We start from the raw sequence: 23,562 nt of genomic DNA, 5'->3' as shown, positions 1-23,562 counted from the left end.
AAAAAAGCCCACACAAGGTGGGCTTCATTATTCGAAGTATCGTGATGTTAGTTCAGGATTAACTGGTCAGTAATTTCTGTAGCTTGTCTCTGAGCATCTCAATGTGTGTTCTTTCTGGTGTTTGCTCTTTGCAGTGTTCGAGTATGAATTCGATAGAGCTCAATACCGTTCGCCAGCGAGGTGTTTTTGGCAGCGTTTCTACGCGTAGGTATTTGTCCAACGTTCGCGTTTGAAGCGTACTGCGGTCTAAGTAGACACGCCACAAGCCACTCTTTTCTGCGAAAGCAAACTTGGTCTCACCAGTCACCGATTCCCAGTAGATGATGGCATTAGTCATCGCATCGACCAGTACCTCACGCATTAACTCTTGCTTGTTTTTACCTTCACCGGTTGCCTTGTCAGCAAGACGAGTAAATTCTCCGCCAAGCTCTTTCAGCTGCTGTAACTTATCTTTGTCGCCTTCAAAGGCATAACTAGAGAGAGCCTCAACCGCCGTTTCAAGGTTATTGATTCGGTTTGAGTTAACACCACCACCTACATTAAAGATATACATGGTGTCGAGCCCTGAGCCTTCAGGCAGCTTAAGGATGTCACTTGGTATGCGCTGACGTGTGTCATCTATATAGATATCAATGTCACCGCAGTAGTGGGCTTGTTCTACCTTAAGGTATTTAGGTGCAATGATCTCGTCAGCCATTGAGCGTTTGAGTTGCTCCTGTCCGCGTCTGAATAGCTTCGCTGCGGCTTCGTTGGCAAAACGAATGCGTTGGTCATCGCGAATACAGATGATGGCTTCAGGTGCCGATTCTAGCTGCTCCAATAAGCGGCCTTGAGTTTCTAGCAAGTTAGCTTCAACCATCGCTCTATGTTTGAGTTCGAGTTGCAGTTGATCGTTTTCAAGGCGTCTCTGTTCGGCTTTGCTTGCTGATAGATGTGCTGTAATTCGAGCCGCCAGTTCTTGTTTGTTGAACGGTTTAGACAAGTAGTCATTGGCACCCGCTTCGAAACCTCGAACACGGTCTTCTGCTTGGTTGAGTGCCGTTAGCATGATGATTGGCAACTGAGCATGGTCATATTGTTTACGCAGTGCTTCACAAACCTGATAGCCGCTCATTCCTGGCATCATTATGTCGAGCAGAAGCAGCTCTGGCTTCTCTTTCTCAATCAGTTCAATGGTTTCAGGGCCATCACATGCAGTACGTACTCGATAACCTTCTAACTTCAAGAAGCTGTCTAATACTCGCAGGTTAACCGGCTCATCATCGGCGATAACCAATAACGGGCCATCTGGGTTTTCACTGATAACACTGTTTTCTTGTTGGCTGTTATCAATTAAATCAGGCGCTTGGAAGTGAGAGTAGTGACCTGATTCGTTGTAACTGTCCAGCTCACCTTGAGTCGCTAGGGGCAGGGTAAAGCTAAACGTAGTGCCAAGCATTGGTTGGCTACTTACGTACAGTGAACCGCCCATTAGCTCGATCAACTGACGGCTGATCGATAGTCCAAGCCCTGCACCTTGGCGGTAGTTACTCGCATCTTGGCCTGCTTGAATCAATGGCTCAAAGATGTGCTCAAGGTACTCGGCCGGTATACCTTGGCCAGTATCGACAACTTGTACACGAATGTTGTCATCGATAACGCTGGCAGAGATAACAATTTTACCTTCTGAGGTGTACTTGATGGCATTGCCGACCAAGTTATACATCACTTGCTCAAGTCGTTGAGGATCCGATGAAACCAGACCTAAATCACTTGGGACTTGGTTAATAATACGGATTGGCTTATTGCCCAATAGGTGATGAGACAACTCTAGGACCAAGCTGGTGGCTGCCGACAAATCAACGGCTGATTTCTTAATATCTAAGCTGCCATAGCGCATCTTGTGATAATCAAGCAGATCATCAACCAAGGTCGCCAATCTCTGACCGCTATTGATGATGATATCCAACTGATATTTCTGATTAGCAGGAATAGGGCCGTTAGCTCCAGATATCAACGCTTCAGCGATACCCACCATGCCATGCAGTGGTGTTCTCAATTCATGTGAAGTAGTCGCTAAGAACTCATCTTTGAGTTTATTTGCCAGTTGTAACTCTTCGTTTTGCTTTTGAATGGTCTTAAGGTTGTCCTCAAGCTCATCGTTTTGGCTTTTGATGAGCTGCATTTTTTCACGAATAGATCGCTGCATTCTTTCGAAGCTCACCGCGAGTCGGCCTATCTCATCTTTGCGCTCGGTATTGATCATGGTTTCATCGAGATCACCCGCCGATACTTTTTCGGCAGCCCACGTCAGTTTAAGCAGTGGGGATGTGATGAAGTTAGACAGATAGTGCGATGCAACGACTACCAGAATGATCGCCGTTAGCATCACGATCACGAAGATCTTTTCTAACTGATGAATACGGGCAAACGCCTCTTTCTCTGGCAGCTCTACGACAAGAGCCCATGTTGCGTATTTCAGCTCAATTGGCGTATATGCCGCGATGATCGCTTGATCTAGGGTGTTGTCGAAGGTGCCAACCGCTGTTTCGCCAGCCAATGCTTTATCGACAACATCTAGGCTCAAGTTGATAGATTCTTGTGAATGAGCAAGGCTACGCGGCAGGTGATCATCACCTACAAGCAGCGTTTGAATATTCGAACTCTTGTTGAGATCCGCAATCAACTTAGTAATGCCGTTGATTGGTAGCCTAAACATCGCGTAACTGTGTAGGTAGCCTTGTTGAACGATAGGTGCGCCTAGCCATGCGGTCTGTTTGCCATTCTCGTCTTTAAAGTCAGAAACGATAACCGGCGTGTAATCTTCGTTAGATTTGCGTCGGTCGGTTACGTCTTTGGCTAGTCGTTGAAAGGTAATACCTAGGTTGGAGTCCTTGTATTTTCCTGTCAGCAGGTTGGTGCCGTAATCGTCATTTTTAAAGACGGAATAAGCGACGTTACCGTTGATATCAACTAAGAGAATATCGTCAAAATCAGAGCGTTTAAGCAGTTCTAGGTAAGCATTATGGTAGCGCTTGTGGAGCAGGCGATAACGCTCGCTGCCAATAAAGCTGCTGGATTCAGGGAGGATCGACGTTTTGATTTGATCGCCAGAGCCTTGAATATAGCGCTGCTGTGCATTACTGCGTGCCTCGTCAATATCTAACCCCAATCGTTGAAATGCATTGATCAAACCATAAAATCGCCCGCCACTGGCATTGGCCAATTCTGAGCGAACAAAGCCCATCACTTGGGATTCTTGAGCTTGTAGGTAATCGACAATTTGCTGCTGCTTAGTATCACGAACCGAAACAAGGTGTGAGGTGCTTTGTTCTTGGAGATCCTGACTGTGCGATTGGAGGAAAAATATCGCGATAAGTGTCACAGGGGTAATACTGAGGACAAGAAATGCCAGCATTAGGGTATTTTGAAGGCGCTTAAACTTCTGCTTACGATAGAATCTAAACATAAATTGGGTACTACTTTCCTTTGATGTACTGCTAAAAGGGGCGAAAACAAGTACAGAGAATAGAATTAACGGGTTCCAATTTAACGAAATTAACGAGTTTTTTTACTTTGACAAGTAAGTGGTATTTAAAGCGTGTGCAAAAGCTCATTTTTATAGAGTTTTGACAAAAATATGAACAGACAGCGCAGATAATGACCCTGCGCTGTGCTAGAGAGGTTATTTGTTTGCGTGATAGATCGCGAATTTAGTGGTCTTATTTAGAGTCGCGCATTTTCCAAACGCTTGTTCAATAATTGGAATGTATTTTAAGAAACTATTCGCAACAATAATCATCTCACCAGAACGCTTCAAATGCTTAGGAGCCTGAGAAAGTAAGGTCTCAGTCGCGCTGTAGCTAGTGTCTAAACCTGAATGGAATGGTGGGTTACTGATGATGAACTGATAGTCTTCTGCAGTATCAGAATAGACATCGGATGCGAAGACTTTACCCGTTAAACCATTCGCTTCTAGCGTTGCTTGGCTTGATGCCACGGCAAATGCACTGATGTCGCACATTTCTAGCTCGATATCTGGGTTACGAGATGCCATCACCGCGCCCAATACGCCTGCACCACAGCCAAAATCCAGTACCTTGCCTTTTAGTTTTGGCAGAGTATCCAACAGAAGTTGGCTACCGACATCGAATTGACCGTGACTGAAGACGCCAGGAAGGCTTTTTACCGTAAGTGATTGCTCACCAATGTTAACCGTGTAGGTCTTAAACCAGTCTTGCAGGTTGAACGCTTGTGGTTGCTCGAAGCATTGACCCCAGTAGAAAGAGCAACGACGCGCTGAATCGTATTTAACAACTTTGCCGTAAGGAGCAAACATCTTCTCGATGCTTTTCACGCCTGAACGGTTTTCACCAACCACGACGATCTCGGTATCTTTGCCTAGCTTGGCAAATAGCATCGCCAACAAAAATTCCGCTTCCGCTTTGGCTTTTGGCCAGTACAACATCACTAAGTCGGCTTTGGTCTCTTCGGTAAACTCCGCACCATAAAAACGTTGGATGGTGTTGTAGCCTTCTAATTGACGGTAGTAGCTGTAATTAGAAGTAAACACAGAGACAGATTCACAATGCTTCGCTAACTCAACAGGGAACAAATCTTCTGCCTCACCGGCAACTAAAACATGTTTGCCTTCAAAGTAGGCGAGTTGGCGTTGAGCAATCTGGCTTGGGGCAATATAAGCTGACATAGGACACTCTGTTGAATCGTTAGCAAAAAATGAGGGCGGATTTTCGCATAATCCGCCCAAAGCTTGAAGTGTTTAATACGGGTTCGCCAATCAAGTTGACGTCAAGTTCGTTAACTCTTGTCTTGCTGGTTTAAAAAGTCCTTAAACTCTTCATCGTAGATGTTGAATAGGACAATGGTAATCGCAAATATCAATGGTCCGTAGATAAGACCAATTAGGCCAAACAGTTGAATACCACCCAATAGTGAGAAGAAGATCATCAGGGTATTCATGCCTGCACTGCCTTGCATTAGCAGCGGACGCAGAAGGTTATCAATTGAACCAACAATCGCTACACAGTAAACCGTTAGGAAAATCGCCCACGTGGTATCACCAGTTAGGAACAAGTAGGTTGCTGCTGGAATCCAGATTAATGCGGTACCCACAACTGGGATGAAAGAGGCAAAGCCCATCATAGTACCCCAGAATAGACCTGGGAAACCGGCAATCCACATACCTAAACCGCCGGCAAAACCTTGCGCGATTGCGGTTAAGAATGAGCCCATTACTGCTGATTTAGATACTTGTTCTATCTCTGTTAGAAGTTTGTCTTCTTGGCTACGAGACAGCGGCAGAATATGACGAACCACACTGATGATTTTGTCATGATCTCTTAATAAGAAGAACAAAACGAACAGCATCAAGAAGAAATCCATCAAGAAATTGGTTGCGTCACCTAAGATTTTGGCACTGATACCAACTAGCTTAGAACCAAAGCTGGTCGCAAACTCACCGACTTTTTGTGCGATGGCTTGGGGCTCAATGTTGTCGAAAGGCAGGTAGTTATTCACAAATGACAGCGCTTTGACCACTAACGGATGAGCAAACAGAGTCTGAATGCCACCGTGGGTCACCCATTGGTAAGTATTCTGAGAGAACAGAGAACCTTGCTGAACAATTGCTGCGAATACTGCCAATAAAGGGATAACAATAATGAAGGTCAGTATGATACAAGACAGCAGAGAGACGATGTTTTCTTTATTCGGGAGCTTTTTTTCAAGCCACTCATGGATTGGGAACATCAATAGTGAAATGATAAAGGCCATCACGATAGAGTTAACGTATGGCTCGATAAGCAAGTAACAAGCATAAGCCGCCGCGAGTAGGGCAATGATGATCACCCAGTGGCTGGAATTGATTTTGAGTTTTTCTGACACGGTAATGGTCTCTATATTTGCGTTCTGAGTTTATAATGGCTGCAAAACAGAGAGTTAGCAATGAGGAGTTTTGATAATGGGATGCTGTAATAAAGATAAGAAATGCCAAGACGAAGAACAGCAAACAAAAAAAGAGATCCCTTGGTTCAGAATGTTCCTTGGTACCTTGATGTTGTTGGTTTTCCTTTTCTGGGAACGTTAATGCTTTTGGTTCAGCTTTAGCCTTAGTCGACGGCTAAATAAGCTGTCATATTTGTGGCTGGTGAGCGCGATATATAAAAAAGGGCTGCATTTAATGCAGCCCTAAATTCAATCGGTTAGCGACTTATAAAGTGCTTTCGATTATTTGCTTTCAGCAGCAATGATCGCAAGAGAGCGGTCAGCAGCTTCTAGTGTTGCATCAAGTTCTTTTGAACCATGAGCAAGAGAAGTAAAGCTTGCTTCGAATGCTGAAGGTGCAAGGTAAACACCGTGATCTAACATTAGGTGGAAGAAGCGCTTGAAGCGTTCTACATCACACTTAGTTACATCTTCGTAGCACGTCACAGTTTCTTGGTCAGTGAAGAAGAAACCAAACATACCGCCAACTTGATGAACTAGCATCGGGATGCCGTGCTTGTCAGCAAGTTGCTTGAAGCCTTTTGCCAACTGCTTAGTTTTTGAAGCTAGACGCTTTTCGTTGCCTTCTTCTCGTAGAAGGTTCAAACATGCGTAGCCAGCAGCCATTGCAACAGGGTTACCTGAAAGCGTACCCGCTTGGTAAACAGGGCCAGTTGGTGCGATGTATTGCATCACGTCTTTACGACCACCGAAAGCACCGACAGGCATGCCGCCGCCAATCACTTTACCAAGACACGTTAGGTCTGGCTTGATGTTGTAGTAAGCCTGAGCACAACCTTCAGCAACGCGGAAACCTGTCATTACTTCATCAAAGATTAGCAATGCACCTTCTTGATCACAGATTTCACGTAGACCTTCGTGGAAGCCTTCTACAGGAGGGATACAGTTCATGTTACCCGCTACTGGCTCAACGATGATACAAGCGATCTCGCCTTTGTTTGCTGCGAAGATTTCACGTACTGAATCTAGATTGTTGAAGGTTGCCGTTAATGTCAGCTTAGCAAAGTCAGCCGGTACACCAGGAGAGCTTGGTTGACCTAAAGTCAGTGCGCCGGAACCAGCTTTTACCAGTAGACTGTCTGCGTGGCCGTGGTAGCAGCCTTCAAACTTAAGAATTTTGTCACGACCAGTGAAGCCACGAGCTAGACGAATCGCGCTCATTGTTGCTTCTGTACCTGAGCTCACCATACGTAGTTGTTCCATTGATGGAACCATCTCAGATACCAGTTCAGCCATTTTGATTTCAGTTTCGGTTGGAGCACCGAAGCTAAGGCCGCGTTGAGCTGCTGCAATAACTGCGTCACGAATAACCGCGTGGTTGTGACCAAGGATCATTGGACCCCAAGAGCCAACGTAATCGATATACGCTTTACCATCAGCATCAAAAATAAGTGGGCCATCAGCGCGTTCAACGAAGATTGGAGAACCACCTACGCCATTGAATGCACGAACTGGAGAGTTTACGCCACCAGGAATGGTTTGCTGTGCTTTTTCGTACAGCTCTGCTGATTTGGTCATTGATATATCCTCTTTTGACTGTCGGACCAATTGGCACGCATTGTACCTATCCCTAATCCAACTAGGAATGCTTTCGCCCAGATAATCACCCGAATCTGGTTGTTTTGTGTGGTTACACGTTTTAATTGTTAGATATTGGCGAGTTTACAGCAGTAAAAGGACCGATCCTGTGGTGAATACTTGAACGTTTCAGTCAGGTATTAGATAATCACCGGAATATAAGAAAATACTCAACAACTATGGTCTCGAATTAGATTTGTATCATGTTGTTTTTGACACAGGTAAGAGAGGTTGTCGTGAGCGAAGTAAATATCCCATTGTCTTTTTCTGATGCAGCAGCTACCCGCGTACAAACGCTAATTGCTGAAGAAGAAAACCCAGAACTAAAACTGCGTGTATACATTACAGGTGGTGGTTGTAGCGGTTTCCAATACGGCTTCACATTTGATGAAAAAGTAAATGATGGCGACACTACAATTGTAAACAGCGGTGTAACGCTGGTTGTTGATCCAATGAGCCTACAATACCTAATGGGCGGCATGGTTGATTACACTGAAGGCCTAGAAGGCGCACGCTTCTTTGTGAACAACCCGAACGCTACAACAACATGTGGTTGTGGCGCATCATTCAGCGTATAGCATGAGTTGAAAATAGCTTGAGCTCAAAGCTGTATTAGATACATTTCAAACGCCGAACTTATGTTCGGCGTTTTTGTTTTTACTTAGTAACTTATTACTTTTCAAAGCATTCCTCTCATTTTTAGTACACGGCATATTTTTTAAACTGTCGATAGCGTCCAACTTCGTTGAGGATTGGTCTGTTAAGGTTACCTTTGTGCATAAGGAAGTTGCACATCACGCTATTAAGCCAACTAGCGCGCCTGAATGACATCGGACAAAAGGATTTGTTATGCCCACTCTATTTTCTAACTCACCACTTTTTCAGAAATTGAAGCAGCCGTGGCTGGTTTCTCTGACTCTAGTCGTGTTGTTGTCGATCTGGCTTGGTTTAGGCGTAGGGCAAGCAGAAGAGTCACCTGAAAAAAAGGCAACAGAAATTCCGCTGGCTAAGGTTTCCTTTCAAACCTTCACCTCATCACCGACCTTTAAAACGATTGATCTCTATGGAAGAACGGCGCCCGATAGGCATGCTCGTCTAGGTGCAGAAGTCGCGGGTAAGATTGTCAGATTGAATGTTGTTAAGGGGGGGATGGTTAAAGCAGGACAAGCCATTGCCCAGATAGATAAGGGTGATTTAGAGATTCAACTAGAGCGAGCATCTGCGTTATATCGCTTGAAGCAGAAAGAGTTCAAAGCGGCGCAGTCACTGAAGAAAAGAGGACTGCAAGGTGAAATCGCCTACACCACAGCTGAGGCTTCATTAACAGAAGCAAAAGCCATGATGCGCAATGCGGAATTGGCTTTAAAGAATACTGTGATTACTTCGCCTTTTTCGGGTGTGGTTCAAGATTTGATGGTGGAGCTCGGTGATTTCGTTAGTGTTGGCGATCCTGTTGCTGGCGTGATTGACCTCGATCCTTTGGTTATTGAGGCGGATGTCAGTGAGCGTCATATCCAACATTTGCTAGTCAATCAATCTGCTTTGGTTCGTTTGTTAGGGCGAGAAGAAGCGGAAGGCCGTTTACGCTATGTTTCTCGTATCTCTTCTGTTGCTACTAATACCTTCCCAATCGAGATAGAAATCGATAACTCTAAAGGCCTATTACCAGCAGGTGTCAGTGCCGAAGTTAAACTCAACCTAGAAACAAGAGATGCAATAAAGATAACACCGGCGATGCTAGCATTGGATGAGGCGGGTAACCTAGGGGTCAAAACCTTGGTTTCAGTCGATGACTCACCAACGGTGAAGTTTGTAGGCATTCAGCTAGTAAAGGCCGAACAAGATGGAGTCTGGCTCACGGGGCTAGGTCAACGCGTCGATATCATCACAGTAGGCCAAGGGTTTGTGCGTGATGGTGATTCGGTGATTGCTGTTGAGCAAGTCGCTGAACTCTCTAACGTAACCGCAGAGTAGGAGATAACCGATGTATTCAATTATTGATGCAGCCTTGTCTCGTGCTCGAACAATGCTCTCCCTTTTAGCGTTAATCCTTGTAGCCGGTGTCTTCACCTATATCACGATACCTAAGGAATCGAGCCCAGACATTACCATCCCAATTATCTATGTTTCGGTCGGGCACCAAGGGATCTCGCCAACGGATGCAGAACGTTTATTGGTTCGACCTATTGAGCAAGAGCTGAGGTCGATTGAAGGCGTAAAAGAGATGACAGCAACCGCAGCAGAAGGGCATGCCTCTGTTGTGTTGGAGTTTAATGTTGGCGTCGATCTCACCAAAGCAATGGCCGATGTGCGTGACGCGGTTGATCTGGCTAAACCAAAACTACCAGAAGACAGTGACGAACCGACCGTAAATGAGGTGACGCTGGCTTCTGAGCAACCTGTTTTGTCTGTTGTGCTATTCGGTACCGTTCCTGAGCGCACCATAGTGCAAATTGCCCGAGAGCTTGGAGACAAATTAGAAAGCTATCGCCAAATCCTTGAAGTCGACATTGCAGGCGATCGCGATGACATAGTAGAAATCATCGTTGATCCATTATTGATGGAGAGTTACAGCCTAGATCAAGCGGACATCTATAATCTGATTGCTTTGAATAACCGAGTGGTGGCCGCAGGTTTTGTTGATACTGGCTACGGACGTTTTTCTGTCAAAGTCCCTTCGGTATTTAACTCCTTAAAAGACGTGCTTGAGTTGCCTATTAAAGTGGATGGCAAGCAGGTGGTCACTTTTGGCGATGTCGCTACGGTTCGTCGAGCGTTTCGAGATCCTGAAAGTTTTGCTCGTTTAGATGGCAAATCTGCGGTGGTGTTGGATATCAAGAAGCGTGCAGGTGAGAACATCATCGAAACCGTTGAGCTAGTCAAAGCGGTAATGGCTGGTGCTCAGCAGCAAGCGGAATGGCCAAATAACCTGTTGGTCAAATACACCTGGGATGAATCTAAAGATGTGAAGATCATGCTTAATGATCTGCAAAACAATATCTTATCCGCCATTATTCTGGTGGTGATCGTTATCATCGCGATTCTTGGTGTGCGTACCGCTTTGTTAGTGGGTATTTCCATTCCAGGCTCATTCCTAACCGGGTTATTGGTTCTTTCGGTGTTTGGCTTAACCGTCAACATCGTAGTGCTGTTCTCTCTGATTATGGCGGTGGGGATGCTAGTAGACGGTGCGATTGTGGTGACCGAATTTGCAGACAGGCGAATGCAAGAGGGTGAAGGGCGCAAAGCCGCTTACCGAGATGCAGCGAAACGGATGGCGTGGCCGATAACCGCATCGACTGCCACAACCTTAGCCGCATTTGCTCCGTTACTGTTTTGGCCTGATGTGACGGGCGAATTTATGAAGTTCTTACCACTAACTCTGATCGCGACTTTAACTGCATCATTGATCATGGCGTTGTTGTTTGTGCCCGTGCTGGGCGGTTTGATTGGCAAACCTCAATACGTATCGTCTAAAAGCCAAGCTCGAATGGTCGCACTGCATAATGGTGACTTTTCACAGGCTACTGGTTTAACCAAGGCTTACTACCACACGCTTTCTTTAGCGATTAAACACCCCTTTAAGATTTTGTTCAGTGCGATACTGCTCGCGGTTGCAGTTGGTTTTACTTATTCAAAAGCGGGTCTAGGTGCAGAGTTCTTCCCAGAAGTTGATCCGCCATTCTTTAATGTCAAAGTTCGCTCGCATGGGGATCTGTCTATCCAAGAAAAGGATGACATCATGCGTGATATTGAACTGATGATGCTCAATCATGATGAGTTCGATACCGTTTACACGCGTACTGGTGGTGACGACCAGATTGGTTTGATCTCAATTACGCCTGTTGACTGGCAATATCGACGCAGCGTTAAGGCGATTATTGATGAGTTGAAGGTACAAACCGATCAATACGCTGGTGTTGAGATTGAATATAAGTTCCCTGATGCTGGGCCTCCAGTTGAAAATGACTTAGTGATTGAGCTGTCGGCAAGAACTCCAGAGCAGCTCAATCAAGCTGCAAAAATTGTGAGAGGTTGGGCTGATGGAAATAAAGCACTGACCAATATCAGCGATACTGCGAGTAAAGATGGCATCGATTGGAAGGTGGATATTCGCCGCGACGATGCTGCGCGCTTTGCAGCTGATGCGACCTTAGTGGGTAACACCGTTCAATTCGTGACTAATGGTCTCAAGATTGGTGATTATCTGCCCGATGACTCTTCAGAAGAGGTCGATATCTTGGTGCGCTACCCTAATGATAAGCGTGATATCGGGCGCTTCGACCAGCTTAGGGTGAAAACGCCAGCAGGTTTAGTACCTATTACTAATTTCGCTCAGATCGTTCCCGACCATAAGCAAGACACCATTAAACGCCTTGATGGCAAGCGTGTGGTGAACATCATGGCGGATATGGAAGAAGGGTATAACCTTGCTCTCGAACTACCAAAGATCGAACAAGCATTGAGTGAGCTAGGGCTGCCGAGTAGCGTGGAATTTCGCATCCGTGGTCAAAACGAAGAACAAGAAAACTCGTCAGCCTTTTTACAAAGTGCTTTCTTGGTTGCTTTGGCGGTAATGGCTTTGATTCTGATTACTCAGTTCAATAGCTTCTATCAAGCGTTTTTGATTCTGAGTGCTGTATTGTTTTCGACCGTTGGCGTGTTCGTTGGCTTACTGATCTTCCAACGTCCGTTTGGCATTGTGATGTCGGGAATTGGGGTAATAGCGCTCGCCGGCATAGTCGTGAACAACAACATCGTGTTGATTGATACTTATAATCAGCTCATCAAAAGAGGCTTGGACAAGCGAGATGCGATTCTAAGAACCGGTGTTCAGCGTTTAAGGCCAGTAATGCTCACGACGGTTACGACTATCTTAGGTTTAATGCCGATGGTGTTAGAGATGAACATCGACCTGATTAATCAAAAGATAGAGTTTGGCGCGCCAAGTACACAATGGTGGTCACAGCTTGCGACCGCTATTGCTGGTGGTTTGGCGTTTGCCACGGTGCTGACTTTAGTATTAACCCCTTGTTTGTTAATGCTTGGACGGAACAACAAACCTGAAAAACAGTAGCTAGTTGTGGTATGTGAGCATAAAAAAGAGCGCCTTGATGGGCGCTCTTTGCATTTTTCTATTTTGCAGTGAAGCTACAAACGCCTAGTTAGTCGCTAGTAACTGACCGTATCGCTCAAGGTTTCTTAATCGAATCTCTGAGTTGGCAATAAAGGTTGCTTTTGCTTTACCAGTTAACGACTTGGATTGAGGCAATTTCACGGTACGCGCATTTTTATGTACGCCATTAACCAAGAATTCATAATGTAAGTGCGGGCCAGTCACACGGCCTGTACCGCCCAAAGTACCAATGGTTTGGCCTTGTTTTACGCGCTGACCGGTTTTCACCATACGTCGCTTCATGTGCAGGTACTTGGTGATGTAGGTGTTGCTGTGGCGGATGAACACGTAGTTACCATTGAATTGGTTGTAACCTGACTTCTGAACAATACCGTCACCGGCTGCCCAGATAGGCGTGCCAACAGGGGCTGCGTAGTCAGTACCGCGGTGAGCTCGAATCTTACCGGTTACTGGGTGTCTCCTGGTAGGGTTAAAGTTCGATGTTACGCGACGAAAATCAATTGGTGAGCGCAAGAACGCCTTCTTCATCGCACGACCATTTTCATCGAAGTAGTTGCCGCTTTTATCATCCAATACCGCGGTAAATGAATCGCCTTGGTTTTTGAATACGGCTGCCATGATCTTACCGCGACCAACTACTTCACCTTCAACCACTTTCTCTTGGTATAAGATTTTGAAGCTGTCGTTCTTACGAATATCTAACGCAAAGTCGATATCCCAACCGAAGATGCCGGCCAGTTCCATAATTTGGTTTGCGGTTAAACCTGCGCTGACGCCAGCGTTCCAGAAGTTAGAGGTGATGTTGGCTTCGGCATAATTGTATTGGTATACCACTTCTTTTTTGTCGAAACTTGATGAGAAAGAATCGCCAGATTTAGTGATCTTGAAGCTTTCAAACGCACTAAGTTGTCGTTTTAACTGAATAAGGTCGTTGTTTTCATCAAAGCCGAACTGCAAGACATCACCAGGTCTTAGGTTAGACAGCTGCTTCTTAATATCATTATTGGTATTGAGTAGCGTGATCAGCAGACGGTATGAGAGGCCAATACGTTCAAATAAAACAGAGGTGCTTTCGCCAGAGCGAACGGTGTATTTCTCCCAATTGAGCACTGCCGTCGGTGGAGCGTCACTTGAGCTAATAAGTGCAGAGGCATTGATAGTCAGTGGGTAATGTTTTCCCACAACTAAAGCGCCCGAATCGTCACGCAAACTGTTGACGTCGGGGAGTAAGAAAATCGCGACGAAAATTATGGCACTAAAAAATGCGATAAAAGCCCGGTGCAAAATAGGAAGGCGTGCAAAAATAGACAACATGTTCCGGTTCGTTCTGTAAATATTATGAAAATCGACGACGGAATAGTGTAACTGGTTTCAAAATACATCGCTATTCAAGTAAGATGTCTAATTAATGTATTTTTGCCAAATCTGTGGGAGTGAACAAGAATGGCGAGTATTGAAGCTGCACTAGCCGAGATCAAACGTGGCGTAGAAGAACTGATTCCAGAAGACGAACTGATTGCAAAACTAAAAGAAGGTCGTCCTTTACGCATTAAGCTGGGTGCCGATCCAACAGCTCCAGATATCCACCTAGGCCATACGGTTATCTTTAACAAGCTTCGTGCTTTCCAAGAGCTTGGTCATGAAGTGACATTCCTTATCGGTGATTTCACTGCAATGGTTGGTGACCCATCAGGTAAAAACTCAACACGTCCACCGCTAAGCCGCGAAGACGTATTGAAGAATGCTGAAACTTACAAAGAGCAAGTATTCAAGATTCTAGATCCTGCGAAGACGCAAATTCGTTTCAACTCTGAATGGCTATCTGAGCTTGGCGCTGAAGGCATGATTCGTCTTGCTTCTAACCAAACTGTTGCTCGTATGCTTGAGCGTGATGACTTCAAAAAGCGTTACGCTGGTGGTCAACCGATCGCAATCCACGAATTCATGTACCCACTTCTACAAGGTCACGACTCTGTTGCACTAGAGAGCGACGTTGAGCTTGGCGGTACTGACCAGAAGTTTAACCTTCTAATGGGTCGTGAACTGCAAAAAGCAGCAGGTCAAAAACCACAAGCGGTACTAATGATGCCACTACTTGTTGGTCTAGACGGTGTTAAGAAGATGTCTAAGTCTGCGCATAACTACATCGGTATTAGCGAAGCACCAAGCGAGATGTTTGGTAAGATCATGTCTATCTCTGACGATCTAATGTGGAGCTACTACGAGCTGCTGTCTTTCCGTCCTCTTGAAGAAGTTGCGGAACTGAAAGCTGGCGTTGATGCAGGTAAGAACCCGCGTGACGTTAAAGTGCTTCTTGCTAAAGAGATCATCGCTCGTTTCCACAGTGAAGCAGATGCTGAAGCCGCTGAGCAAGAGTTCGTTAACCGTTTTGCTAAGAACCAAGTTCCTGATGAAATGCCGGAGTTTGAATTCGAAGCAGGCCTGCCAATTGCGAACGTTCTAAAAGAAGCGGGTCTTGTAAACTCGACTTCTGATGCGATGCGTATGATCAAGCAAGGCGCTGCTAAGCTTGAAGGCGAGAAGATTGAAGACAGCAAATTCGTGCCTGAAGCAGGTACTGCCGTTTACCAAGTAGGTAAGCGTAAGTTTGCTCGTATTACTATTAAGTAATAATGTACATCAATAATTGAACCAAAGGCATCCACGGATGCCTTTTTTATTGACTTAAAATTGACGAAACTTTGAAACGCCTATTGCTACACTATGCGCGCTGTCAAATTGACAGTAATTCTGGAGATTTTTATGAACAATACCGACCATCCTCCCAGTTTGAATGGAGAAGAATGACCTGTCTCGGTATTGATCTATTGTCCTGCCGTTCAGGTAGGGTATCTTTGTTTTCCCCCGCATTCTTTTCCACACACTAGATTCTAACAAGTAGACACATCAGTAGCTTTCAGCTCTTGGTGCGCTTAGCTGTACGCTCTTGGTGTATTAGCTATAGGCTATTTGTTTTGATGGTCGTTACCTTTGCCAATCGGGAGATTCGCCATGACGGTAATGAACAACACTTTTTTATCTATTGAAGCTCTGTACTCAGAGCAAGACATCCAAGCTGTATCGAATGCATTTCAACAGTACGGACGTGAACAACAAATTAACCTTTTGAACCGAATGCCGCTCGAAGATGCGGTGCTAGTGCTGGGACAATGCTCTCTTAGTACGATTCAGACTTTACTTAGTGAGCTAGAAGAGCAGGGCTTTGAGAAGCGTTCTCGACATCTAGCTCACCAACTAGGGCTGATCTACTCAGAGGTAGAACCTCAGCAGGGCTACCTTTCTACTGGCGTCATGAGCCACGTTAGGCAGCGTATCGGTTGGATTATTGCGTTAGCACTATTGGGAATCGTCTCAGGGCTTATCATTGCTCAGTATGAAGACATTCTCAGTCAGTTAGTACTTTTGGCAATCTACATGCCGGTAATTGCTGCTGCTGGTGGTAACACCGGAACACAAGCCGCGACTTTGGTGATCCGAGCCTTAGCCACAGGTGAGTTGAAAAAACGCCAATGGGCTCACGTTCTGTGGAAAGAGTTTAGAGTTGCTATTTGTCTAGCTCTAGCGATTGCCGTAGTGATGATTGGACGTATTCTGCTATTTAGCGAAAACCAATCGACAGGTGGCTATGACATCAACATGATTGCGTTAGCGATTGCGGTAGCGCTGTTCATTCAGGTGACCATATCAACCGTGCTTGGCGGCGGGTTACCGATAGTCGCTAGGCTATTTAAGCTTGATCCAGCGGTGTTAGTGAGCCCAGTGCTTGCTTCCATAGTTGATATCTCAGGAATGTGGATCTACTTCACTGTGGTTAACTCATTCCTCGGTATCGCTTAGCTCCTATAAAAATAGGCACCTATAAAAATAGCTAAATACATCTGAGAAACAAAAATGGCGCTGCAGATTGAAGGTCTTCAGCGCCATTTTTATTGTTTGAGCAGAAGTTTACACAGAGCTAAGCATTACTTAGATTTGCTTTGTGTTTGACTGAACTCGACCACATCTTTGTAGAAAGCACGCTCAAACTGGGTGATAGGTGCTTCCACTGGTTTGTCTGGATCTTGTTCTTCAGGGAAGTAATCACGGACAAATTGTACAAACAGAGAGTTTGGTTTTCCCGCTTTATCTAATCCGTATCCCGCCATGTTGTAACTGCCGTATAGAGAACCACTCTTGGCGATAATGTTGCCTTGAATCGGTGCTTTTCTCATGCTCTGACGGTATTTGAGCGTTCCATCAGTGCCAGATGTAGGCATAGCCTCAATCAGGCTGAGCTGTTGATCGTTTTCCCAGATATAACGAAGCACTTGAGCCATGGTCTGTGACCTCATTCGGTTATTTCTGGATAACCCTGAACCATCGACGAGCTGCGCTTTACTGAGGTCAATATTAGCCTTGGTCAGCAGTATCTGTTTTATTGCTTCAGTGCCGTTATTGAAGCTGCCCGGTTGAACATAAAATGTTGCTCCTAGCGTTTTAGTTAGATTATCTGCGATAAGGTTATCTGACTTCTTGAGCATGATATCGAGCAGTTCAGGAAGCTTTTCTGAGTTGTGACTAGCGACTAACGTGGTTTTGTCTGCTTGCGCTTTTTTACCAATAATCACATCACCTTTTACTTCTATTTTCAGTTCTTTGAGAAGCGATGTAACGACTTGATAGGTGTAAAGTTCTGGATTTTGAATCGCGAACTTGAGTGGCAGTGGCTTTTTACGCTCAACCAAGCAACCAGAGAGCTTGTAAGCGTTATCTGGTGTGGTGGTGAGCTCTAAGTCGCATTGTGTTGCCTTCTGCCCAGAGCGAGTTACTGTCGCTGCGGTGGTCGTCACGTCTATCGGATAGTGAGCGGGAATATAAACGCGTGTCGCACCATTATCTTTTGTATAAATAGAGGCTTGTGCGCAGTTGCTGTCTAAGGTCATTGCACTAGAAGGCGCGCTGTAACAAACCCCTAGAATGTCCCAAGGCCAACCCACCGCTCGCTGATAGCCGGTATAAGCCGAGTTATCGAGGTATAAGTTGCCTTTGATGGCTCTGGACTGAGACTTAGCGTATTGAGCCAAAAGGCTTTTAAGCTGCTCACGTTGTAGTGTTGGATCGCCACTAAATGAAATGATTGAGTCACTCCCAGAACGAACAATATTGGTCGTGTAGTGAAAGTCATCCCCTAACTCCAACTTAGCCGCCAAAGCTGTCACCAGCTTTAAAGTACTGGCGGGTGGATAGAAGCCATCACTATTGGAATTCAGTTTGTTTGAATCGCCTTTCAGGGATTCCAAAATTACACTGGTGCTACTGCCATCAGGCAGTTTATCTAGAGGGGGGTAAGCGAAAGCGTTAACTGAGAAAGCGCTAATGGAAAAACTACATACCAGTAGTGTGGATAGAAGGCGCATAGAAGATTTCTTGGATGGCTGATGTTTTTAGTATACAGATATAAAAAACGCCCGCTAGATAGCGGGCGTTTTGATTCTCAATTAACTAATTAATCAATTAGATAATCAGAATTAGAAGTCGTAACGTAGACCTAGAGCGATTTCGTCTTCAGCTTGAGCAGAAGTTGCTTTGCCGTTAGAAGCTAGGTTTGTTGTACCGATCGTATCATTTTCAGAGATTAGGTTGAAATTGTACGAGATGTAAGTACGGAAGTTAGGCTTGAAGTAGTAAGTTGCATCGATTGCAACGTTATCTGCAGAAGTTTCACCGTCAGTTTCTGCATTGTTGTACGTTAGCGTGAATGCAGTTTTATCTAGTGTGTATGCTGCTGCGAATTCGTAACCTGTGTAGTCTACAGAATCGTTCTTGATTACACCTGTAGTCTGTTTTTCGCCATCAGTGAATACACCAGCGAAGTAGAAATCGCTCATGCGGTAAGATGCAGAAAGCATGTATTCGTTAGATTGATCTTGGTCTGCGTAACCAGCACCTAGCTTAACGCCAGAATCGCCGATTGCGTAGATAGCAGATAGAGAGTAGCCATCTTTACCGTTGTCGCTGAACTCATCGTTAGCGTCAACATCACGGTCAGCGAAGCGGTAGCTTGCTTTTAAGCCTAGGTCTTGGAATTGACCTTTGTAAGAAAGCATGTTGTCTGAACGATCAGCTACTGCGATTTTGTCTGCCGCTGAGTTACCGTGGTAAGACATGATATCGGTAAAGTCAGTGATAACGCCTAGCGCACCGTCGTTTTTACCGTATGTAACTTCACCGAATGTACCGCCAATACCAGCGTACGTGTAACGGTTAGTGATGTCGCCGTCGTTGTTATCAGTAGAGCCGCCGTTTTCAGCAGTTGTGAATTCGCCTTCGTAGAAACCAACACCGTATAGGCCGTCTTGGATTTCGACTTTACCTAGGAAGTTAAGACGTACACGTGTTTTGTCTTCAGCTTTGCCATCTTTTAGAGATAGACGAGCTTCAGCACGACCACCGATTTCTAGAGAAGTGCCGTTTGAGCTGTATACAGAAGTACCGGCAATATCACCAGCTTGTTTACCGTCGGCTGCCACTGCGTTAGTAGCAAGAGCTGCAGCAGATACAGCAAGCGCGATCATAGTCTTGTTCATGTTATTATTTCCTAATTACTGTCCATAGAAGTTTTATTAAGGATTTGAACCCTTTTGTGTATTGCCTGTATTAATCAGGCTTCATAATCATGATTAGAACAGAAGTCTGAAAATGCCAGTGCAATCCATGGGTTACTTTTTACCTCTAAAGTTCCATGGTCAGTTAGTAAAATGATATAAAACTAAAAAATGAACACTGTTTTATTATATCTTTTTTGTTTAAGTGGTTGTTTTTGAGTGTATTTTATAAAAGTGTGATCTGTGTTTATTTTGTTTGTTTTTTGTTTTTTTAGGTATTTAGCTCTCCACTTATTGATGGGGAGGTTATTATTCATTTTTGTGATGTCTGTAATTTAGACCTAGATAAAGCTTTTATAACGCAAAGTGGAATAAAGGTGATTTAGCCATAAAGTTTGTTTACACTAAGCCAAATCGTTTTGTTTCTATCACCCAATAAATACGTTGGGTGTATTTATGTTGGCCAAAGAAAGCTTTGGCATAGAGGTAAAAAATGGAAAAGGTTCCAATGACAGTACGTGGCGCTCAGCAGCTACGTGACGAATTAGATCGCCTACTTAAGCTACGCCCTGTTATCTCAGCAGCTATTGGTGAAGCACGTGAACTAGGTGACCTGAAAGAGAATGCTGAATACCACGCCGCTCGTGAAGAGCAGGGTATTTGTGAAGCTCAGATCCGTGATATTGAATATAAGCTATCACTGGCTCAGATCATCGATGTAACGCAAATGGATAATACGGGCAAGATTATCTTTGGTACGACAGTGACACTGATTGATGTGGATACCGATGATGAGTTCCGCTACCAAATCGTTTCAGAAGACGAAGCAGACATCAAAACGGGTCGCATTTCTGTGAAATCGCCAATTGCTCGCGGTCTTATCGGTAAAATGGAAGGCGACGAAGTCATGATCTCTACCCCTGGTGGTGACAAAGACTTCGAAATCGACAAAGTAGAATATATCTAATTGAATTTTCTTTGTTTCTGATAAGTAAAAAGGTCGCTAAATGCGACCTTTTTCGTTTCTCACGCTACACTAAAAGATAAGCGCTGTGGCTTCCTATTAGTGAAGTTAGCTTATATCAAACTCGCTTATTTACGTGGAATCTCGATTTTACGTGCTTCTGACTGGCGGAACAGTACTAGAACTTTACCGATAGTCTGTACTTTCTCAGCTTTAGTTTCACGTACAATTGCATCGATAATCAGTTGCTTAGTCTCACGGTCTTCTGATGCAACTTTAATCTTGATCAGTTCGTGGTGGTCTAGAGCTAATTCGATTTCCGCTAGAACAGCTTCAGTAAGTCCATTTGCGCCCATTAGCACAACAGGTTTTAAACTGTGAGCTAGGCCCTTTAGATGCTGCTTTTGTTTGGTACTTAGGTTCATTACGCGGCCAATTTTCTTTACTATTAGGGTTGAAAAAACCTATTTTAACGCCATCTAAAGCTGAAGACTATAATTTATTCAGCAATTAGTACTTTCCTCCAATTTAGGTATCCAATGAGCAAACAGAAACACTCGGCCAGTTCAGGCCGTTGGTTGAAGGAACACTTCGACGACAAGTACGCAAATGAAGCAAGAAAGAAAGGCTATCGTTCACGTGCTTATTTCAAAATGGAAGAGATTCAAACGAAAGATAAATTGCTGTCTCCTGGGATGACCATTGTGGATTTGGGTGCAGCACCTGGCGGTTGGTCTCAATATGCTGCTAAGATTGTTGGAGACAACGGACAAATCATTGCGTGTGACTTGTTACCAATGGATCCGATTGCTGGTGTTAGCTTTTTACAAGGCGATTTCCGCGAAGAAGCTGTGCTAGATGCCTTGTTGGAACGTATACAACCAAACATGGTTGATGTCGTGATGTCAGATATGGCACCTAATATAGCAGGCAACAATTCTGTGGATCAGCCAAGAGCTATGTATTTAGTTGAATTAGCTTTGGATATGTGTCGACAAGTTCTAGCTACCAATGGTAGTTTTGTTGTAAAAGTATTCCAAGGCGAAGGGTTTGACCAATACGTTAAGGACGTCCGTGAGATGTTTAAAACAGTAAAAGTTAGAAAACCCGACTCTTCTCGAGCTCGATCTCGTGAAGTGTTTATCGTAGCCACTGGTTACAAAGGTTAACGATTCTCTTCCAAGAGTGAGAGTTAACAACATGGCTACAGGTTACAAACTGTAGTACCCTACCTTTAATTACAATTAGTTATCGAGAGGCTTACACCTTGAGTGACATGGCAAAAAATTTAATTCTGTGGCTTGTTATCGCGGTAGTGTTGATGTCGGTATTCCAGAGCTTCGGCCCTGGGGAAAGTAACGGCAGAGCAGTAGATTACACCACGTTTGTACAGGAAGTTGGCCAAGGCCAGATTCAAGACGCACAGTTCAATAACAGCGAAATCACTTTCACACGTCGTGGTGGTGGTTCTAAGTATGTAACTTACATGCCTGTTTATGATCAAAAGCTACTTGATGACTTAATTAATCAAAACGTAAAAGTTCAGGGTACACCACCTGAAGAGCAGAGCCTGCTTGGCACTATCTTCATCTCATGGTTCCCAATGATCTTACTGATTGGTGTATGGATTTTCTTCATGCGTCAAATGCAAGGCGGCGGCGGCGGTAAAGGCGCGATGTCTTTCGGTAAGAGTAAAGCTCGAATGATGAGCGAAGAACAAATCAAAACCATGTTTGCTGATGTTGCTGGTTGTGACGAAGCTAAAGAAGACGTGAAAGAGCTTGTGGACTACCTTCGTGACCCAAGCCGCTTCCAAAAGCTAGGTGGTAAGATCCCGACAGGTATCCTGTTGGTTGGTCCTCCTGGTACGGGTAAAACATTGCTTGCAAAAGCGATTGCCGGTGAAGCGAAAGTACCGTTCTTTACTATCTCTGGTTCTGACTTCGTTGAAATGTTTGTTGGTGTTGGTGCATCTCGTGTGCGTGACATGTTCGAACAAGCGAAGAAAGCGGCACCTTGTATCATCTTTATCGATGAAATTGATGCTGTAGGTCGTCAACGTGGCGCTGGTGTTGGTGGTGGTCACGATGAACGTGAACAAACACTGAACCAAATGTTGGTTGAGATGGATGGTTTCGAAGGTAACGAAGGTATTATCGTTATCGCTGCGACTAACCGTCCAGACGTACTAGACCCTGCATTACTTCGTCCTGGTCGTTTTGACCGTCAAGTTGTGGTTGGTCTACCGGATGTACGTGGTCGTGAACAGATTCTTAAAGTACACATGCGTAAAGTGCCACTATCAGGTGATGTTGAACCGTCGCTGATCGCTCGTGGTACTCCAGGCTTCTCTGGTGCAGATCTTGCGAACCTTGTGAACGAAGCGGCGCTATTTGCTGCTCGTGGTAACAAGCGCAATGTATCTATGGTTGAGTTTGAACTTGCGAAAGACAAAATTATGATGGGTGCAGAGCGCCGTTCAATGGTTATGTCTGAAGAAGTGAAAGAGTCAACGGCTTACCACGAAGCGGGTCACGCAATTGTTGGTCGTTTGGTACCTGAACACGATCCAGTGTACAAGGTGTCAATCATTCCACGTGGTCGTGCGCTTGGTGTAACCATGTACTTGCCAGAGCAAGATCGTGTGAGCATGTCTCGCCAACATCTAGAGTCTATGATTTCTAGCCTGTACGGTGGTCGTCTTGCTGAAGAACTTATTTACGGTAAAGACAAAGTGTCAACTGGTGCGTCTAACGATATCGAACGTGCAACTGATATTGCTCGTAAGATGGTTACGCAGTGGGGCTTCTCTGAGAAATTGGGTCCTCTTCTTTACGCAGAAGAAGAAGGTGAAGTTTTCCTAGGTCGCGGCATGAGCCAAGCTAAGCACGTTTCTGATGACACGACTAAGCTTATCGATGAAGAGATTCGTATCCTTATCGACCGTAACTACGATAGAGCTAAGAAGATTCTTGAAGATAACATGGATATCATGCATTCGATGAAAGACGCTCTAATGAAGTTCGAAACGATCGATGCAGGTCAAATTGATGACTTGATGGAGCGTAAGCAAGAGATTCGTGATCCAGCTGGTTGGGGTGATCAGGTAAAAGCTGAACCTACAAAGGAAGAAGCAAAACCTGAAGCGAAATCAGAAGAAGCAACAGCTGAACCAAAAGCTGAAGAGTCGAAAGTTGAAGAAGCTAAATCTGAAGCAGATGATGCTCAAAACAAAGATTCTTAATTGCTAAGCTTTAAATTAAAACCCTGAGTAC

17 protein-coding genes are annotated in these 23,562 nt (G+C 44.8%); 9 read left to right on the top strand and 8 right to left on the bottom strand.

The annotated features are described in order from the left end of the window. Positions 1–58 precede the first annotated feature (58 nt). From AB4161_RS09970 to AB4161_RS09960, 3 genes are all read right to left on the bottom strand, one after another. Entirely contained in the window at positions 59–3,448 is a 3,390-nt protein-coding gene (locus AB4161_RS09970; protein ID WP_017059408.1) for a response regulator, read from the bottom strand. A gap of 216 nt (positions 3,449–3,664) precedes the next feature. Beyond that, entirely contained in the window at positions 3,665–4,687 is a 1,023-nt protein-coding gene (gene rsmC, locus AB4161_RS09965; protein ID WP_017066801.1) for a 16S rRNA (guanine(1207)-N(2))-methyltransferase RsmC, read from the bottom strand. 110 nt (positions 4,688–4,797) lie between these two features. Next, on the bottom strand, positions 4,798–5,883 hold the full coding sequence (locus AB4161_RS09960; protein ID WP_017059406.1) for an AI-2E family transporter: 1,086 nt from the start codon (positions 5,881–5,883) through the stop codon (positions 4,798–4,800). Between the two features lie 76 nt (positions 5,884–5,959). Between AB4161_RS09960 and AB4161_RS09955 the strand changes: the two genes are divergently transcribed. After that, positions 5,960–6,085: a hypothetical protein gene (locus tag AB4161_RS09955; protein WP_004734537.1), complete on the top strand. Its 126-nt coding sequence runs from the start codon at positions 5,960–5,962 to the stop codon at positions 6,083–6,085. Between the two features lie 140 nt (positions 6,086–6,225). Here AB4161_RS09955 and hemL read toward each other — a convergent pair whose 3' ends face one another. After that, on the bottom strand, positions 6,226–7,521 hold the full coding sequence (gene hemL / locus AB4161_RS09950) for a glutamate-1-semialdehyde 2,1-aminomutase (RefSeq protein WP_010436060.1): 1,296 nt from the start codon (positions 7,519–7,521) through the stop codon (positions 6,226–6,228). A 296-nt stretch (positions 7,522–7,817) separates the two neighbouring features. Here hemL and erpA point away from each other — a divergent pair, with 296 nt between their 5' ends. From erpA to AB4161_RS09935, 3 genes are all read left to right on the top strand, one after another. After that, positions 7,818–8,159, top strand: a complete 342-nt coding sequence (gene erpA / locus AB4161_RS09945) for an iron-sulfur cluster insertion protein ErpA (RefSeq protein WP_004734539.1) — start codon at positions 7,818–7,820, stop codon at positions 8,157–8,159. A 271-nt stretch (positions 8,160–8,430) separates the two neighbouring features. Continuing rightward, a complete protein-coding gene (locus AB4161_RS09940; protein WP_017059405.1) occupies positions 8,431–9,555 on the top strand; it encodes an efflux RND transporter periplasmic adaptor subunit in 1,125 nt (374 codons plus the stop codon). Between the two features lie 10 nt (positions 9,556–9,565). Beyond that, positions 9,566–12,658, top strand: a complete 3,093-nt coding sequence (locus AB4161_RS09935; RefSeq protein WP_372083283.1) for an efflux RND transporter permease subunit — start codon at positions 9,566–9,568, stop codon at positions 12,656–12,658. Between the two features lie 84 nt (positions 12,659–12,742). On the opposite strand, the gene AB4161_RS09930 is transcribed toward AB4161_RS09935, so the two are convergent. Next, on the bottom strand, positions 12,743–14,032 hold the full coding sequence (locus AB4161_RS09930; RefSeq protein ID WP_065584911.1) for a peptidoglycan DD-metalloendopeptidase family protein: 1,290 nt from the start codon (positions 14,030–14,032) through the stop codon (positions 12,743–12,745). Between the two features lie 129 nt (positions 14,033–14,161). On the opposite strand from AB4161_RS09930, the gene tyrS reads away from it, so the two are divergent. Both tyrS and AB4161_RS09920 read left to right on the top strand, forming a co-directional pair. Continuing rightward, complete coding sequence (gene tyrS / locus AB4161_RS09925) at positions 14,162–15,349, top strand: tyrosine--tRNA ligase (RefSeq protein WP_017059402.1); 1,188 nt, start codon at positions 14,162–14,164, stop codon at positions 15,347–15,349. A gap of 381 nt (positions 15,350–15,730) precedes the next feature. Then, a complete protein-coding gene (locus AB4161_RS09920) occupies positions 15,731–16,576 on the top strand; it encodes a magnesium transporter (protein WP_372083282.1) in 846 nt (281 codons plus the stop codon). A gap of 125 nt (positions 16,577–16,701) precedes the next feature. Here the strand turns inward: AB4161_RS09920 and dacB are convergent, their stop codons facing one another. Both dacB and AB4161_RS09910 read right to left on the bottom strand, forming a co-directional pair. Continuing rightward, positions 16,702–18,135 carry a serine-type D-Ala-D-Ala carboxypeptidase gene (gene dacB, locus AB4161_RS09915; protein WP_372083281.1) on the bottom strand — a complete coding sequence of 478 codons (1,434 nt, stop codon included), beginning with the start codon at positions 18,133–18,135 and terminating at the stop codon, positions 16,702–16,704. Positions 18,136–18,246: 111 nt separating this feature from the next. Next, positions 18,247–19,305 (bottom strand): porin, encoded by a 1,059-nt coding sequence (locus AB4161_RS09910; RefSeq protein WP_372083280.1) that lies wholly within the window; start codon positions 19,303–19,305, stop codon positions 18,247–18,249. A 511-nt stretch (positions 19,306–19,816) separates the two neighbouring features. Between AB4161_RS09910 and greA the strand changes: the two genes are divergently transcribed. Next, positions 19,817–20,290: a transcription elongation factor GreA gene (gene greA / locus AB4161_RS09905; protein WP_017059397.1), complete on the top strand. Its 474-nt coding sequence runs from the start codon at positions 19,817–19,819 to the stop codon at positions 20,288–20,290. A 125-nt stretch (positions 20,291–20,415) separates the two neighbouring features. Here the strand turns inward: greA and yhbY are convergent, their stop codons facing one another. Then, a complete protein-coding gene (gene yhbY, locus AB4161_RS09900; protein ID WP_004738252.1) occupies positions 20,416–20,712 on the bottom strand; it encodes a ribosome assembly RNA-binding protein YhbY in 297 nt (98 codons plus the stop codon). Between the two features lie 114 nt (positions 20,713–20,826). Between yhbY and rlmE the strand changes: the two genes are divergently transcribed. Both rlmE and ftsH read left to right on the top strand, forming a co-directional pair. Then, positions 20,827–21,456 (top strand): 23S rRNA (uridine(2552)-2'-O)-methyltransferase RlmE, encoded by a 630-nt coding sequence (gene rlmE, locus AB4161_RS09895; RefSeq protein ID WP_017059396.1) that lies wholly within the window; start codon positions 20,827–20,829, stop codon positions 21,454–21,456. A gap of 107 nt (positions 21,457–21,563) precedes the next feature. Beyond that, positions 21,564–23,531 carry an ATP-dependent zinc metalloprotease FtsH gene (ftsH, locus tag AB4161_RS09890; protein WP_372083279.1) on the top strand — a complete coding sequence of 656 codons (1,968 nt, stop codon included), beginning with the start codon at positions 21,564–21,566 and terminating at the stop codon, positions 23,529–23,531. Positions 23,532–23,562: the final 31 nt, after the last annotated feature.

It is taken from the genome of Vibrio sp. 10N.286.51.E5, from assembly GCF_041469125.1.
GTDB classification, from domain to species: Bacteria; Pseudomonadota; Gammaproteobacteria; order Enterobacterales; family Vibrionaceae; genus Vibrio; species Vibrio crassostreae_C.
Note: the sequence above shows the minus strand (reverse complement) of the source record. Positions and strands in the feature narration are given on the sequence as shown.

Bases quoted from the DNA above. Each gene is read 5' to 3' on its own strand.
- AB4161_RS09970 (WP_017059408.1), bottom strand. From the start codon at position 3,448: ATGTTTAGATTCTATCGTAAGCAGAAGTTTAAGCGCCTTCAAAATACC.
- rsmC (WP_017066801.1), bottom strand. From the start codon at position 4,687: ATGTCAGCTTATATTGCCCCAAGCCAGATTGCTCAACGCCAACTCGCC.
- AB4161_RS09955 (WP_004734537.1), top strand. From the start codon at position 5,960: ATGGGATGCTGTAATAAAGATAAGAAATGCCAAGACGAAGAACAGCAA.
- hemL (WP_010436060.1), bottom strand. From the start codon at position 7,521: ATGACCAAATCAGCAGAGCTGTACGAAAAAGCACAGCAAACCATTCCT.
- AB4161_RS09940 (WP_017059405.1), top strand. From the start codon at position 8,431: ATGCCCACTCTATTTTCTAACTCACCACTTTTTCAGAAATTGAAGCAG.
- AB4161_RS09935 (WP_372083283.1), top strand. From the start codon at position 9,566: ATGTATTCAATTATTGATGCAGCCTTGTCTCGTGCTCGAACAATGCTC.
- AB4161_RS09930 (WP_065584911.1), bottom strand. From the start codon at position 14,032: ATGTTGTCTATTTTTGCACGCCTTCCTATTTTGCACCGGGCTTTTATC.
- tyrS (WP_017059402.1), top strand. From the start codon at position 14,162: ATGGCGAGTATTGAAGCTGCACTAGCCGAGATCAAACGTGGCGTAGAA.
- AB4161_RS09920 (WP_372083282.1), top strand. From the start codon at position 15,731: ATGACGGTAATGAACAACACTTTTTTATCTATTGAAGCTCTGTACTCA.
- dacB (WP_372083281.1), bottom strand. From the start codon at position 18,135: ATGCGCCTTCTATCCACACTACTGGTATGTAGTTTTTCCATTAGCGCT.
- AB4161_RS09910 (WP_372083280.1), bottom strand. From the start codon at position 19,305: ATGAACAAGACTATGATCGCGCTTGCTGTATCTGCTGCAGCTCTTGCT.
- greA (WP_017059397.1), top strand. From the start codon at position 19,817: ATGGAAAAGGTTCCAATGACAGTACGTGGCGCTCAGCAGCTACGTGAC.
- yhbY (WP_004738252.1), bottom strand. From the start codon at position 20,712: ATGAACCTAAGTACCAAACAAAAGCAGCATCTAAAGGGCCTAGCTCAC.
- rlmE (WP_017059396.1), top strand. From the start codon at position 20,827: ATGAGCAAACAGAAACACTCGGCCAGTTCAGGCCGTTGGTTGAAGGAA.
- ftsH (WP_372083279.1), top strand. From the start codon at position 21,564: ATGGCAAAAAATTTAATTCTGTGGCTTGTTATCGCGGTAGTGTTGATG.